Source organism: Streptomyces sp. SID5464, assembly GCF_009862985.1.
GTDB classification, from domain to species: domain Bacteria; phylum Actinomycetota; class Actinomycetes; order Streptomycetales; family Streptomycetaceae; genus Streptomyces; species Streptomyces chartreusis_D.
This window is the reverse complement of the sequence record NZ_WWIQ01000008.1, coordinates 62,251-75,069: the sequence shown is the minus strand read 5'-3', so window position 1 is coordinate 75,069 and position 12,819 is coordinate 62,251. Positions and strand designations below refer to the sequence as shown.

The 12,819-nt window shown below is 72.3% G+C and carries 10 protein-coding genes; 5 read left to right on the top strand and 5 right to left on the bottom strand.

Features of this window, described 5'->3' with window-relative positions:
* Positions 1-66 precede the first annotated feature (66 nt).
* Both GTY47_RS07955 and GTY47_RS07950 read left to right on the top strand, forming a co-directional pair.
* The gene (locus tag GTY47_RS07955) at positions 67-774 is read left to right on the top strand and encodes a haloacid dehalogenase type II (protein ID WP_010036995.1); all 708 of its coding nucleotides are present in this window, start codon (positions 67-69) and stop codon (positions 772-774) included.
* Positions 775-787: 13 nt separating this feature from the next.
* A complete protein-coding gene (locus tag GTY47_RS07950) occupies positions 788-1,360 on the top strand; it encodes a class I SAM-dependent methyltransferase (RefSeq protein WP_029180969.1) in 573 nt (190 codons plus the stop codon).
* A gap of 81 nt (positions 1,361-1,441) precedes the next feature.
* On the opposite strand, the gene GTY47_RS07945 is transcribed toward GTY47_RS07950, so the two are convergent.
* From GTY47_RS07945 to GTY47_RS07930, 4 genes are all read right to left on the bottom strand, one after another.
* On the bottom strand, positions 1,442-2,659 hold the full coding sequence (locus tag GTY47_RS07945; protein ID WP_010036987.1) for an MFS transporter: 1,218 nt from the start codon (positions 2,657-2,659) through the stop codon (positions 1,442-1,444).
* A gap of 157 nt (positions 2,660-2,816) precedes the next feature.
* On the bottom strand, positions 2,817-3,866 hold the full coding sequence (locus GTY47_RS07940; RefSeq protein ID WP_010036984.1) for an endonuclease/exonuclease/phosphatase family protein: 1,050 nt from the start codon (positions 3,864-3,866) through the stop codon (positions 2,817-2,819).
* A gap of 176 nt (positions 3,867-4,042) precedes the next feature.
* Positions 4,043-4,678 carry a TetR/AcrR family transcriptional regulator gene (locus GTY47_RS07935; protein ID WP_010036980.1) on the bottom strand — a complete coding sequence of 212 codons (636 nt, stop codon included), beginning with the start codon at positions 4,676-4,678 and terminating at the stop codon, positions 4,043-4,045.
* Between the two features lie 49 nt (positions 4,679-4,727).
* Positions 4,728-6,326 carry an MFS transporter gene (locus GTY47_RS07930; RefSeq protein ID WP_029180968.1) on the bottom strand — a complete coding sequence of 533 codons (1,599 nt, stop codon included), beginning with the start codon at positions 6,324-6,326 and terminating at the stop codon, positions 4,728-4,730.
* 200 nt (positions 6,327-6,526) lie between these two features.
* On the opposite strand from GTY47_RS07930, the gene panB reads away from it, so the two are divergent.
* From panB to GTY47_RS07915, 3 genes are all read left to right on the top strand, one after another.
* A complete protein-coding gene (panB, locus tag GTY47_RS07925) occupies positions 6,527-7,402 on the top strand; it encodes a 3-methyl-2-oxobutanoate hydroxymethyltransferase (protein WP_010036972.1) in 876 nt (291 codons plus the stop codon).
* A gap of 157 nt (positions 7,403-7,559) precedes the next feature.
* The gene (locus GTY47_RS07920) at positions 7,560-8,579 is read left to right on the top strand and encodes an ATP-binding cassette domain-containing protein (protein ID WP_010036968.1); all 1,020 of its coding nucleotides are present in this window, start codon (positions 7,560-7,562) and stop codon (positions 8,577-8,579) included.
* Positions 8,576-9,391 carry an ABC transporter permease gene (locus tag GTY47_RS07915; protein WP_010036966.1) on the top strand — a complete coding sequence of 272 codons (816 nt, stop codon included), beginning with the start codon at positions 8,576-8,578 and terminating at the stop codon, positions 9,389-9,391. The genes GTY47_RS07920 and GTY47_RS07915 overlap by 4 nt, the downstream gene beginning before the upstream one ends.
* Before the next feature lie 20 nt (positions 9,392-9,411).
* On the opposite strand, the gene GTY47_RS07910 is transcribed toward GTY47_RS07915, so the two are convergent.
* The gene (locus GTY47_RS07910; protein ID WP_010036964.1) at positions 9,412-12,696 is read right to left on the bottom strand and encodes a BTAD domain-containing putative transcriptional regulator; all 3,285 of its coding nucleotides are present in this window, start codon (positions 12,694-12,696) and stop codon (positions 9,412-9,414) included.
* Positions 12,697-12,819 lie beyond the last annotated feature (123 nt).

The following is a 12,819-nucleotide window of genomic DNA, read 5'->3' as shown; positions in this document are numbered from 1 at the left end:
GGGGGCGGTGGCAGCATCGTCACCTCCTCAGGTAGTGACGGCTGCGACACGAAGGCGGGAAGACGCGTGACCGGGATCCGCGACATCGAGGTCGTCGTCTTCGACGTCCTCGGCACACTCGTCGACGAGCCCGGAGGGCTTCGAACGGCGATCCACGAAGCCCTGCCCGCGTCCGACGAGGCGGCTGTCGACCACCTGCTCGCCTTGTGGCAGCAGCACGGCGAGGCCGAACAGCGACGCATCCTGCAAGGCCTCCGCGCCTACGCCAGCACCGAGACCCTCGACGCGGAGGCCGCGCGGCTCGTGGCCGGGCGCGCCGGGCTCTCCGATCCCGCGGCCGTCGCCCGGCTGGCCACAGCGGGTCAGCGACTGCCGCCCTGGCCCGACTCGGCCGCCGGTCTCGAACGGCTCGCCCGGTGGTTCCCCCTGGTCGGGCTCTCCAACGCCTCCCGTACGGCGCTGCTGCGCCTCAACGCGCACGCCGGGCTGCGCTGGCACCAGGCCCTGTCCGCCGAAGCCGCACGGGCGTACAAGCCGGCGCCGGAGGTCTACCGGCTCGCTCTCGACGCCGCCGGTTGCCCACCGGAACGCGTACTCATGGTGGCCGCCCACGCCTGGGACCTCCGCGCGGCGCAGGCGGTCGGCATGCGGACCGCCCATGTGCGGCGGCCGGTCGGGGACCCTCCGGCGAGCGACGACGCCTTCGACTGGCGGTTCGACGAACTGGACCAACTGGTCGGCTCCCTGATCAGGGGTCAGGTAGCGTCGGGCTGACACCGACAGGGGGCTGATCATGGCAGAGCGTGTGGTTCCTGACCGCGTGGTGACCGCCGAGCGGATCGCCGCCGAGGCCGGGTTCGAGAAGAGCTGCATCCCCGAAGTGGGCAGGCTGCTCAGGCTGGCCGCCGCCGCCAAGCCCGGTGGGGTCGTCGCCGAGAGCGGCACCGGCTCGGGTGTGGGCACCGCCTGGCTGCACAGCGGCCTGGGGGCCGGTGCGCGTCTCGTCACCGTGGAGCGTGACGAGGAGCTGGCCCGGCGGGCGGCCGGTGTCTTCGCGGACGACGACCGCGTCAGCGTGCTGACCGGCGACTGGCGGCTGCTCGAGCGACACGCCCCGTTCGACGTCTTCTTCTGCGACGGCGGCGGCAAGCGGGACGCCCCCCAGCGGGTCGTCGAGTTGCTCGCTCCCGGCGGGATTCTCGTCCTCGACGACTTCACACCGTCGACCACGTGGCCGCCGGTGTTCGAGGGCAGGGTGGACGAGCTGCGCCTGTTCTACCTGACCCATTCGGACCTGGACGCCACCGAAGTCCTCACGACGCCGTCCAGTTCGGCGGTCGTCGCGGCCCGCCGGGCCTGACGGACGCACGCCGACCGGACGCGCGGAGCGGCAGCACGCAGGTGCGTCACCTGCGAACTGCCGCTCCTGGTGCGGGTCGGCTCAGTAGTGCACCGCTTCCGCCTCCTGCGGGACATGGCTCGCCACGACCCGCTCGCGCCCGCCGGCCGGCGCACTGCGCCGGTCCACCGCGTACGCCAGCGACGCCACGCCGAGGCCGAGCACGGCCAGGGCCGCGCCGGCCAGGGCCGGGGAGGTGACCCCGAAGCCCGCGGCCAGGGCCAGGCCGCCGATCCAGGCGCCGCCGGCGTTGGCCAGGTTGAAGGCCGCCTGGTTGGCGGAGGAGGCCAGGGACGGGGCCGACGCGGCCTTGTCCATGACCATCAGCTGGAGCGGGGAGCCGGTGGCGAAGGCCGCCATGCCGAGCAGGATCACGGCGACGGCGGCGGTGAACTCCGTGCGCATCAGCAGCGGGAACAGCGCCAGCACCGCCACCAGGGAGCCCAGGCCGCCGAACAGGGTGCCCCGCAGGGAGTGGTCGGCCAGGCGGCCGCCCAGCAGGTTGCCGGCGGTCGCGCCGACGCCGAACAGGGCCAGCAGCAGGGTCACGCTGGCGTCGGCGTAGCCGGCGGCGTCCGTGAGCATGGGCGTGATGTAGCTGTAGGCCGCGAAGAGGGCGCCGAAGCCCGCGACCGTCGTGCCGAGCGACAGCCAGACCGGGACGGAGCGCAGGGCGGCCAGTTCACCGCGCAGGCCCTTCGCGGTGGCGTGCTCGTGGTCGTGCGGGATCAGGAACGCGAGCGCGGCGATCGCCGCCAGGCCGATGGCGCTGACGCCGAGGAAGGTCGCCCGCCAGCCGAGCTGCTGGCCCATGAGGGTCGCGACGGGCACACCCACGACGTTCGCGACCGTCAGGCCGAGGAACATCAGGGAGACCGAGCGCGCCTTGCGTTCGGGAGCGACCATGTTCGTCGCGACGACGGCGCCCACGCCGAAGAAGGCGCCGTGCGGCAGACCGCTCAGGAAGCGGGCCGCCAGCAGCCAGCCGTTGTCGGGAGCGAGGGCCGACAGCGCGTTGCCCGCGACGAACAGCCCCATCAGCGCGATCAGGACCGTGCGGCGGGACATCCGGGCGGTGACGGCGGCCAGCAGCGGGGCGCCGATGACGACGCCCAGCGCGTACGCCGACACCAGATGACCGGCGCTGGGTATCGAGATGTGCAGGTCGTTCGCGACGTCGGGCAGCAGCCCCATCATCACGAACTCGGTGGTACCGATGCCGAAGGCGCCCACGGCGAGGGCGAGCAGGGCCAGGGGCATGAGGGAGCCTTTCGAGACTTACGGGGGTTCGTACTTCGTGACTTCGTATGTTCAAGTACGGAACAAAGTCTCGCAGGCCCACTATTCCGCGAGGTCGCCGAGAGGTGAAGGCTCGGTTGCCGACTCCTGCCGAATACGCTCTGAGCTGCAGTTTTCCTCAGTCGCCTGTGGTGACACTCACACGGGCCGCGATGGGCAGATGGTCGCTGCCCGTCTGCGGGAGGGTCCACGAGCTCTCCGGCTTCAGGCCCCTGACCATGATCTGGTCGATGCGCGCCATCGGGAACGACGCCGGCCAGCTGAACCCGAAGCCGTTGCCCGCGGCGCCCTGCGTGGAGCGCATCTGGGAGGTGACGGCGTTGAGCGCGCGGTCGTTCATGGTGCCGTTCAGGTCGCCGAGCAGTACGACGTCATGCAGCGGTTCATGGGCGATGGCCTCGCCCAGGAAGTCGGCGCTGCGGTCGCGCTGCCGGGCCGTGAACCCGGCCTCCATCTTCACGCGCACCGACGGCAGATGGGCGACGTAGACCGCGACCTGCCCGGCCGGGGCGGTCACGGTGGCGCGCATCGCCCGCGTCCAGCCCAAGTCGATGTCGACGGCCCGCACGCCCGTCAGCGGGTACTTGCTCCACACCCCGACCGTGCCCTGCACCGAGTGGTACGGGTACGCCGAGTCCAGCGCCCGCTCGTACGTCGGGACCGCGGACGCCGTCAGCTCCTCCAGGGCCAGCACGTCCGCGCCGGAGGCGGCCACGTCACGGGCGGTACCGGCCGGGTCGGGGTTGTCCGCGTTGACGTTGTGCGTGGCCACGGTGAGGTCGCCCCCGGTGGCGGTCTTGTCGGTGAGCTGGCCGCCGAAGAGGTTCAGCCAGACCAGCGCGGGCAGCAGCACCGCGATCAGGGCGGTCGCGGACTTGCGGACCACGGCCAGCAGGAGCAGCACCGGGATGAGGAGACCGAGCCAGGGCAGGAAGGTCTCGATGAGGCTGCCCAGGTTGCCGATCGTGTTCGGGATGCGCGAGTGCAGCAGCATGACCACGGCCAGCAGCACCGCGCAGCCGGCCAGGACGACGCCGCGCCGCCAGACCCGCCGGTCGCCCAGCCGGCCGCCGAGCAGCCGGTCCAACAGGCGCCGAAGCCGGTGTCCCCGGGGCTCGTGCCCCGAGCCGCCGTTGTCCGTCTCCGTCATGTACGCCTGCTGCGCCATACCGTCGCCTCACTGCCTGCCGTGCACACCATCGCCCCCGTGTCTACGACCCTAGGGGATGATCCGTTCCGTTCCCGCCGTCCCTCGACGGCCGTACGGGGGCGATGACGTTCGAGCCCGCGCGGAGAGTTCCGATCAGGCCCGGAGTAAGCGCCGTCTGTGACGAAACGCGCACACTAGCGCTGGTGAGCTGCGGAACTGACGGGGCGTAGGCCTTCGAGGAGCGTGTCGACGACCTGGGCGGCGAGGTCGTCGGGGAGGTCGGCGTCCGGGCGCAGGACGGAGCGCACGAGCACGGGGGCGACGAACATGTCGCCCAGCAGCTCGATGTCGACGTCCGTGCGCAGTTCGCCGTTCTCCTGCCCCCGGCGCAGGATCTCCAGGCCGAGCCGGCGGCGCGGTGCCAGGACGGTGGCCTCGTACGCCGCCCAGATCTTCGGGCTGCTCTTCATCTGGGCGTGCACATTGGTCAGGATCGCCGACGAGCGATTGGCCAGGCCGCGCCGGCGCGCCTGTTCCAGCAGGGCCACGAGGTCGTCTCGCATGGAGGTGCCGGGGAGCGGGGGTTCGGGGGGTTCGGCGGCGCGCAGGACGTCGACGAAGAGTTCCTCCTTGCCGCTCCAGCGGCGGTAGATGGTGGCCTTGCCGACGCCGGCGGTCCGGGCGACGCGCTCGATGGACAGCTCCGCGAGGGACACGCCCTCCTCCAGGAGCTTCATCAGGCCCTCGATGATGGCGCGCTCGACGGCCTCGCTTCTCGGACGGCCCCTCGGGGGGCCGTCGTGCCGGGGTTGCCTTTCGGCGAGGCTCACGTCGCTCCGTCCTTTCCTGAGCAGGTCGAGGCTGAATTCTCGCGCAGGTCTACGACCGGGCGTCCGACAGCTCCCTCTTCTCCCCCTGCCGGGGCGCCGGCTGCCTGCCGGGCAGGAACAGCGCCACGACGACGGCGCCGATCAGTGCGACGCCCGCTCCCCACAGGGCGGTGATGTGCATCGCGTGCAGGAACGCGTCGTAGGCCGGGGTGACCAGGGCCTTGCCCTGCGGGCCCAGCTTCGCGGCGACGCCGAGGGTGGCCTCGATGGACTCCCCCGCGGTGTGCCGGGCGCCCGGCGGCATCCGGCCGAGCTTGTCCTCGATGCCCGTGCGGTACGCCGTGGACAGCACCGAGCCGAGGACGGCGATGCCGAGGGCGCCGCCGACCTGCCGGAAGGTGTTGCTGAGGGCGGAGGCCGAGCCGGCCTTCTCGCGGGGCAGGGCCTGCATGATGACGACGCTGACCGGCGTCATGATGTGCGCCATGCCGGTGCCCATCAGGAAGAAGATCACTTCCAGGATCCAGATGGGGGTGTCGGCGTCGAGCGTGGCGAAGGCGGCCAGCATCGCGGCGATGACCAGCATTCCGGCGGTCGTGGTGGCCTTGTTGCCGAAGCGGTCGACCAGCAGCCGGGCGCGTGGCGCGAAGATCATCTGGGCGGCGGCCAGCGGCAGCATGAGCAGACCGGTCTGGAGCGGCGAGTAGCCGCGCACGCTCTGCGTGTAGAAGACCGAGAAGAAGGTCACGCCCATCAGCGCGAAGAAGACCAGCGCGATGGCGGCGATGGCGGCCGAGAAGACCTTGTTCTTGAAGTACGTGACGTCGATGGACGGGTGGTCGCTGCGCTTCTCGAACACCACGAAGGCGACGAGGACCGCGAGTCCGGCGGCGATCGTCGACAGCACGGTGGCGTCGGTGAAGTCGGCGAGCTGGCCGCCCTTGATGATGCCGTAGACGAGCAGCACCAGGCCGACGACCGACAGCGCGACGCCGACGGGGTCGAGGCGGCCGGGGTTCGGGTCGCGGGAGTCGGGCACCAGCCACAGCATCAGCGCGAGCGCGAGCAGCACGATCGGCACGTTGATGAGGAAGACCGAGCCCCACCAGAAGTGGTCGAGGAGCACCCCGCCGGTGATCGGGCCGATGGCGATGGCGAGGCCGACGCCACCCGCCCAGATGCCGATGGCCTTCGGCTGTTCCTCGCGCTCGAAGACGTTCATGAGGACGGCGAGGGTGGCCGGCATGACGAACGCGGCGCCCAGGCCCATCACGGCGCGGAAGGCGATCAGCTCCCCCGGCGAGCCGGAGAAGGCGGCGAGCGCGGAGCCGGCCCCGAACACGGCCAGACCGCCGAGCAGTACCTTCTTGCGGCCCAGCCGGTCACCGAGCAGACCGGCGCTGAACAGCAGGCCCGCGAAGACGAGGGTGTAGGCGTTGATCGCCCACTCCAGCTCGCTCTGCGTGGCCCCCAGGCCGGTCGGGGCGGGGGTGGAGATCGTCTTGATGGCGACGTTCAGGATCGAGTTGTCGAGGACGACGATCAGCAGGCTGAGCATCAGCACGCCGAGGATCGCCCAGCGGCGCCGGTGCACCGCTTCCGGTATGCGCGGGCCGGTGGGGGCGGCACGGTCGGCAGGAGTAGTCATGCCGGCGAGCGTAGGCGCATTGCGATACGAGACCGTCTCGTATTGGAAGGCCTTTACCGAGACCTTACGTGCGCCATGCCAAAGGCCTCCGGGGGAACTCACAGGGGCTCCCCTAGCCCTGGATGGCACGAGGTGCCACCATGGACGTGGTCCGGGGACGCCGTCAGGGCGCCTCGAGATGACGTGTTAGGAGCCGTGCAATGACGCAGCTTCCGGCTGCCCAGACTGCTCAGACGAAGTCCTCCGACGGCGGCAAGACGCTGTACGGGGGCAAGGGCACCCGCCGCATCACCGTGCGGGACATCGCCGCCGCCAAGGAGCGCGGCGAGAAGTGGCCCATGCTCACCGCGTACGACGCCATGACCGCGTCCGTCTTCGACGAGGCCGGGATCCCGGTCATGCTCGTCGGCGACTCGGCGGGCAACTGCCACCTCGGGTACGAGACGACCGTACCCGTCACCCTCGACGAGATGACCATGCTGTCGGCGGCGGTCGTACGGGGCACCTCGCGCGCCCTGATCGTCGGCGACCTGCCCTTCGGCTCCTACCAGGAAGGTCCGGTGCAGGCGCTGCGCTCGGCGACCCGGCTGGTGAAGGAGGCGGGCGTGCAGGCCGTGAAGCTGGAGGGGGGCGAGCGGTCGCACGAGCAGATCCGGCTGCTCGTCGAGTCCGGCATCCCGGTCATGGCGCACATCGGCCTGACCCCGCAGTCCGTCAACGCGATGGGCTACCGCGTGCAGGGGCGGGGCGAGGAGGCGGCCCAGCAGTTGCTGCGGGACGCGAAGGCCGTGCAGGACGCGGGTGCGTTCGCCGTGGTGCTGGAGCTGGTTCCGGCGGAGCTGGCGGCCGAGGTGACGCGGGTGCTGCACATTCCGACGGTGGGGATCGGGGCCGGCCCGGAGACCGACGCGCAGGTGCTGGTGTGGACCGACATGCTCGGGCTGACCGGCGGGCGCGTGCCGAAGTTCGTGAAGCAGTACGCGAACCTGCGTGAGGTCATGGGGAACGCGGTGAGGGCGTTCGCCGAGGACGTGGTCGGCGGAACGTTCCCGCTGGAGGAGCACTCCGTCCACTAGAGCCATAGCGGTACCACGGACAGCCCGTCGATCTTCCCCCGTCGACGGGCTGTCCCCCTTGTCGGGACCACCTTGTCGGGACCACCCACAAGGGCTGCCGACGGGCTGTCGGCGGTCTGTCGGTGGTTTGTCGGTGGGAGCTGACACCGTCAGGGGCATGACGCGAATCGACAAGAACACCGGCGGCGCCGCTGTGACCGTGCGGGGGCTGGTGAAGCACTACGGCGAGACCAAGGCGCTGGACGGGGTCGACCTGGATGTGCGGGAGGGCACCGTCATGGGGGTCCTCGGGCCGAACGGGGCCGGGAAGACGACCCTCGTGCGGATCCTGTCCACCCTGCTCGCTCCCGACACGGGCCGGGCCACCGTGGCCGGCTACGACGTCGTCCGGCAGCCCCGGCAGCTGCGGCGGGTGATCGGGCTCACGGGGCAGTACGCCTCCGTGGACGAGAAGCTCTCCGGCTGGGAGAACCTGTACATGATCGGGCGCCTGCTCGACCTGCCCCGCAAGGACGCCCGCAACCGGTCCGACGAGTTGCTGGAGCGCTTCTCGCTGACCGAGGCGGCCAAGCGGCCGGCGGCGACGTACTCCGGGGGCATGCGGCGGCGGCTGGACCTGGCCGCGTCCATGATCGGACGGCCGGCCGTGCTCTTCCTGGACGAGCCGACCACCGGCCTCGACCCGCGCACCCGCAACGAGGTGTGGGACGAGGTGAAGCGCATGGTCGGCGACGGCGTCACCGTGCTGCTCACCACCCAGTACATGGAGGAGGCCGAGCAGCTCGCCTCCGAGCTGACGGTCGTCGACCGCGGCCAGGTCATCGCCGGCGGCGCCATCGAGGAGCTGAAGGCGAAGGTCGGCGGCCGGGCGCTGCGGATCCGCCCGGCCGATCCGGCGCGGCTGCGGCCCCTCGCCGCCGCGCTGGACGACCTGGGGATCACCGGGCTGGCCACCACGACCGTGGACACCGACCGGGGTGACGTCCTCGTGCCGATCCTCAGTGACGAGCAGCTGACCGCCGTGGTCGGCGCGGTCACCGCGCGCGGCATCACGCTCTCCTCCATCACCACCGAACTGCCCAGCCTGGACGAGGTGTTCCTGTCCCTCACCGGCCACCGCGCCAGTGCCCCGCAGGACGCCATGCCCACCGAAGACCTTCAGGAGGCCGCCGTATGAGCGCCGTCACCCTCAACGACGCCGACGCGGACGCCCGTATCCCGCTGCGCGGCCACCTGCGTCACACCGGGGCCCTGATCCGCCGCAACCTGCTGTGGATCCGCAAGGACCCGGAGTCGATGGCCGACGCACTGCTGATGCCGGTCATCTTCACCCTGCTGTTCGTGTTCGTCTTCGGCGGCTCGATCGGGCAGGCACTGGGCGGCGGGCAGGACCGTTACGTGCAGTACGTGATCCCCGGCATGATCGCGATGATGAGCATGACGCTGTCCCAGGGCGTCGGCACCGGCTTCAGCCAGGACTTCAACTCCGGTGTCATGGACCGCTTCCGGTCCCTGCCGATCGGGCGGGGCTCGGTGCTGTTCGCGAAGATCTCGGTGGAGCTGCTGCGGATGCTGTTCGCGACCGCCGTGCTGATGATCGTCGCCGTCGCGGTCGGGTTCGACATCACGAACTGGCCAGGGCTGTTCGCGACCGTGGCCCTGTCCACGGCGTTCGCCTCGTCGATCATGTGGGTGTTCCTCACCCTGGGCGTGATCCTGAAGAACGCGCAGTCCGTGCAGGCGATGGGCTTTTTGGTGCTGTTCCCGCTCCAGTTCGGCTCGTCGATCTTCGCGCCGACGACGTCGATGCCCGGCTGGTTGCAGGCGTTCACCGACTACAACCCGCTGTCGACGCTGGCGGACGCCGCACGCGGCCTGATGGTGGGCGGGCCGGTCGCGCACGACCTGTGGGTGACGCTCGGCTGGTCGGTGGCGATCACCGCGGTGATGGCGCCCGTCGCGATCCACAAGTTCCGGACGAAGAACTGACCGAAACGCAAGGATTCGCCTCACAGCAGGGCGGCGGCCTCCTCCAGGGAGAGGCCGCCGCCCTCCGCGTACGCGGCCTCGAACACCGTGTCGCCGAGCATCGCGCGGGCCCGCCGCTCCGCCTGCCCGCGCGCCTCGCGCTCCTGCCGCTGGGCGACGTGGCCGGGGGGCAGCAGGGCGTCGACGGCGCCCAGACAGCGGGCCGCGTCCAGGGCGCGCCGCCCGCCGTCGAGGTCGGCCAGGGCCCGGGCGCCGATGATCAGATACCCCGAGCGCATATGGGGCGTGATGGCCTCGGACAGCGGGTCGGCGGCCCGCTCCAGCCCCTTGCGAATGCGGCCGAGGCACTCCTCGTACCGCCCCTCCGTGGCGTCCAGCCACGCCTCCGCGCCGAGGATGAACGCGTCGAAGACGATGAAGTAGGCGATACGGAAGTCCTGGCGCAGCCGCCGCAGGTGCTCGCGCGCCTCGGGGACACGGCCCGTCATGCCGAGCCAGCCCGCCAGGAACAGGCGGGCGGCGGGCATGGCCTCGCTGTGCGAGTCCTCGTGCTGGGCGATCACCTCGCGCAGCAGCCGCTCGCCGCGTTCGTCCTCACCCGCCTCCAGCAGGGCGCTGCCCAGCCGGGCACTGAGGACAGCGGCCTGGGCCCGGGCGCCGAGGTGCTCGGCGTGGCCGATGGCGGCCTCGTAGTCGGCGGCGGCCCGGGCGTAGTCACCTTTGCGTTCGTGGGCCTCGGCGCGTGCGGAGAGGGCCTCGGCGGTGCCCCAGTCGTCGCCGAGGCGCCGGTAGATGTCCAGCGACTCGTCGGCGTCTCGCGCGGCGTCGCCCGCCCAGTCGGTGCGGTTGGCGAGGAAGTTGGCCCGCATCTGCAGGCCGGAGGCCAGCTCCCAGTCGAAGCCGGGCGTCTCGCGGCAGGTGCGGATGGACTCGTCGATGATGACGCGCAGCCGTTCCATGTCGCCGGTCAGCATCACGGCGAAGAACCAGAGCAGGCCGGGCAGCCGGCAGTTCTGCGGGAGCCCGGGTTCATACGTCGCGGCGATGGTCCGCAGCTTCTGCTGGGACCGGGAGTTCTGCCAGGCGTCCAGCTCGGTGTCCATGCAGGCGAGATGGGCGAGGTGGATACCGCGCCGGGCCTCCCACAGGATCTCGCCGGTCATCGGGGGCGGGGCGTCGGTGCAGCGCTCCCACACCGGGGCGGCGGGGCGGACGGGCTCGGTGAAGGGGTCGGGGCCGAGGGCCATGACCTCGCGGCACCAGTTGCGGGCCTCGATGCGCAGGTCACGCATCTGCCAGTACCAGACGAGGGACAGCGCCAGGCACAGCGCCTCCTGCTCGTCGCGCAGGGCGACGGCGTGACGCAGGGCGGTGCGCAGGTTCTCGTACTCCCGCTCCAGCCGGTGGATGGCGGCGAGCTGGCCGGAGCCGCGCAGTAACGGGTCGGTCACGCGGGCGAGTTCGCGGAAGTACGTCAGGTGGGCGCGCTCGGCGTCGGCGCGCTGCCCGGACTCGTCCAGCCGCTCGGCGGCGTACTCGGCGACGGTCTCCAGCAGCCGGTAGCGCATCTCCTCGCCAGCGGACTCGCCGGGCGGTGTGGCGACGACCAGGGAGCGGTCGACGAGCGAGCCGAGTGTCTCCAGGGCGGACGGCCCGCACACGGCCTCGGCGGCGGGCAGGTCGCAGCCGCCCGCGAACACCGACAGCCGCCGCAGGACGTCCCGTTCGTCCTCGTCGAGCAGGTCCCAGGACCAGTCGACGACGGCTCTGAGGGTCTGCTGGCGGGGCAGGACGGTACGGCTTCCGGAGGTGAGGAGACGGAAGCGGTCGTCGAGCCGGTCGGCGATCTGGCGTGGGGTGAGCATCCGCAGCCGGGCGGCGGCGAGTTCGATGGCCAGGGGGAGGCCGTCCAGGCGGCGGCAGATCTCGGCGCACGCCTCGGGATCGTCCTCGATCCGGAAGCCGGGCCGGGCCGCCGCGCCCCGGTCGGCGAGCAGCCGCAGCGCGACCGGCTCGGGCAGCGGCTCCACGGGCCGCAGCAACTCCCCCGGGACACCGAGGGGTTCGCGGCTGGTGGCGAGGACGGTCAGGCCGGGGCAGCGCTCCAGCAGTTCCTCGGTGAGCCGGGCGGCGGCGTCGGCGACGTGCTCGCAGTTGTCGAGGATGAGCAGCATGCGGGGGCGGGAGCAGTGCTCGGCGAGCCGCGCGACGGGGTCGTCGAGCCGGTCGGCCACGGCGGCCCGGATGCCCTCGGCGCCGGCGCCGTACAGCACGGTCTCGCGGGCGCCGAGGGCGGTGAGCACGGCCTCCGGTACGGCGGCGGGGTCGTCGACCGGGGCGAGCTCGGCCAGCCAGACGCCGCCCGGCATGGCGTGCCGCAGGGTCGCGGCGGCCTCCTGCGACAGCCGGGTCTTGCCGGCCCCGCCGGGTCCGAGCAGCGTGACCAGGCGGCCGGTGGTGAGATCGCCCCGGATGGTCTCGATGTCGGTCTCGCGGCCGATGAAGGAGGTGAGCCGGGCGCGCAGGTTGCCGACGGGCGGGGCGTCCGCCACGGGCGCGGGGCCGGTGCTGTCGTCGCCCGGCTTCAGCAACTCCGCGTGCAGCGAGCGCAGTTCCGTCCCCGGGTCGGTCCCGAGCCGGTCGGCGAGCAGCCGCCGCACGTGCTCGTACGCGTCCAGCGCCTCCGCCGTACGGCCGGCGTCGTGCAGGGCGCGCAGGCGCAGGGTCTGGAGGGGCTCGTCCAGGGGGTGGCTGTCGCACAGGGCGGTCAGTTCGGGCAGGGACTGCTCGGCCTGGCCGAGGGCGAGGGCGGCGCTGTGGCGGGCGCGCAGCACGTCCAGGCGGCGGGTGTCCCGGCGGGCCGCCTCGGCCGCGCGGTCGGGGAGGTCGGCGAGGGCCGGGCCGCGCCACAGGGCGAGGGCGTCGTCCAGGAGCACGGCCGCCTTGGCGGGGTCGCCGTCGGCCAGGGCCCGCAGCCCCTCACCGGCCAGCCGCTCGAACCGGTGCAGGTCGACGTCGTCGGGCGCGGCCGTGAGCCGGTACCCGCCCTCGGCGGAGGCGACCGCGTCCGCCCCGAGCGCCCGCCGCAGCCGCCCGACCAGCGCCTGGAGCGCCCCCGCGGCGTCGGCGGGCGGCTCACCGCCCCACACCTCGTCGACCAGCAGCCCCACGGGCACGGTACGGCCGGCCCGCAGGGCCAGCACGGTCAGCAGCGCACGCAGCCGCGCCCCGCCCACCGGAACGACCGTGCCGTCGGTGCGGAGCGCCTGCGTGGTGCCGAGGATGCGGTAGCGCACGGGGTCCATTGTCTCCGGTGGTACGAGGGCGGGTCACGGCGTTCGGCGGCGCGGCGGGCGCCGGGGCAGGTGCGGCCACGGATGGCCATGGGTACCAGCTCATGGTCATGAGGGTCGGCCGCCGTGGTGCCC